The 1594-nt window shown below is 75.5% G+C and carries 1 protein-coding gene and 1 pseudogene; one reads left to right on the plus strand and one right to left on the minus strand.

Annotated features, from left to right (window positions below; translation table 11 throughout):
* Positions 1 to 41: 41 nt before the first annotated feature.
* The gene (locus MCM47_RS40440) at positions 42 to 1049 is read right to left on the minus strand and encodes an alpha/beta fold hydrolase (protein WP_238865003.1); all 1008 of its coding nucleotides are present in this window, start codon (positions 1047 to 1049) and stop codon (positions 42 to 44) included.
* Positions 1050 to 1274: 225 nt separating this feature from the next.
* On the opposite strand from MCM47_RS40440, the pseudogene MCM47_RS40445 reads away from it, so the two are divergent.
* A pseudogene (locus MCM47_RS40445) lies at positions 1275 to 1594 on the plus strand (D-alanyl-D-alanine carboxypeptidase); the annotation flags it as partial.

Consider the following 1594-nt stretch of genomic DNA (forward strand, 5'->3'; position numbering starts at 1 on the left):
CCGAGCCACTACGTGGGGGAGGTCGGTGCCCGCGGGTCGGCTCAGCCGTCCAGGTGTCGCAGGAAGTCCAGCAGCGCGGCGTTGACCTCGGCCGGGCGCTCCTGCTGCGTCCAGTGCCCCGCACCGGCCAGCGTGACGTGCCGGTGCAGCTTGGGCGTGAGCTTGTCGAGCAGGAGGGCCGTGGCCTCCGGGCCGACCAGTGCCGTCACCATGTCCCGGTCCCCCGCCACGTAGAGCGCGGGCACCTCGATGGCCCGCCCGGCGAAGGCGGCGCCCAGCTCGTTGTTGCGGTCGATGTTCCGGTACCAGTTGAGCGGGCCGGTGAAGGCGTGCTCGCCGTGCTCGGCGTAGTCGGCGCCGAAGGCCTCGATGTCGTCCTCGGTGAGCCAGTGCGGCAGCTTCTCCGGGTCGGGCACGGTGTCCAGCAGGGTCCTGCCCTCCGGGACGACCCAGGCGGCTGGGCGGTCGGCCCCCGGGCGGTCGCCGGAGCCGCTGAACAGGATGCGGCGGAAGGTCGAGCGCGGGTCCTGGGCGAGCTCGGCGTCGGCGACGCCGGGCTGCTGGAAGTAGTTCTGGTAGAAGCCGTCGCCGAACCGCTCCCGGGCCTGCGCCAGCGGCGGCAGTCCGGTGACCGGCAGCGGCGGCACGCTGAGGCCGGCCACGCCGCGCACCAGGTCGGGCCGGAGCGCGGCGGCGGCCCAGGCGACGGGCGCGCCCCAGTCGTGGCCGACCACCACGGCCGGCTCGCCGCCGCCGAGCGCGGTGATCAGGCCGGTGACGTCGCCGACCAGGTGGAGGAGGGTGTAGGCGTCGACGGCCGCCGGCTGCTCGCTGCGGGCGTAGCCGCGCTGGTCGGGGGCGACCACGCGGTAGCCGGCGGCGACGAGCGGGGCGAACTGGTGGCGCCAGGAGTACCAGCTCTCCGGGAAGCCGTGCAGCAGCAGGACCAGCGGCCCCTCGCCCTGCTCGGCGAGGTGCAGCCGGACGCCGTTCACCTCGATCGCGCGGTGCTGGATGTCGCCGTAGGCACTGTCGGTGTGCCTGGTCATGTTGCCCACCCCTGCTCCTCAGGTCGCGTCATGTCGTCACGGGCCGGAATCCGTCCGACCGTTCGCTATCCGTCCTGCCCCACCGGCCGGACGGGGAACCCCGGATCCCCGCCCGAAGCGGCCCGACCCGCAGTCGTGGTCTCCCGTCGCACTCCCCCGGGGCCACGGCGCCCGGACGGAGCAGCGGGCGGGGCGGGGCGGCGGCCGTGCGGGTACGTTCGCGGTGTGCAGCAGAGGTCACACCACGTCAGGAGACCCGCGGCGGCCTCGGCCGTCGCCGCGCTGGTCCTCGTCTCCGCAGCGCCGGCGGCCACCGCGCAGGACGCGGTCGGCGTGGTCGGCGGGGAGCGGCTGGGCCGCTCCGCCGTCCAGGTGGCGCCGCTGCCCGGCGCGCCCGCCCTGCCGTCACCGCTGACCGGGCGCTCCTGGCTGATCGCGGACGCGGCCACCGGTGAGGTGCTGGCGGCGCAGAACGCCCACCTGCCGCTGCCGCCGGCCAGCACGCTGAAGATGCTGTTCGCGGACACCGTGCTGCCCAAGTTCGA

It is taken from the genome of Kitasatospora sp. A2-31 (assembly GCF_022288725.1).
Classification (GTDB): Bacteria; Actinomycetota; Actinomycetes; order Streptomycetales; family Streptomycetaceae; genus Kitasatospora.

What these genes read in the sequence shown, in the direction of transcription:
- MCM47_RS40440 (WP_238865003.1), bottom strand. Translation starts at nt 1,049, where the DNA reads ATGACCAGGCACACCGACAGTGCCTACGGCGACATCCAGCACCGCGCG.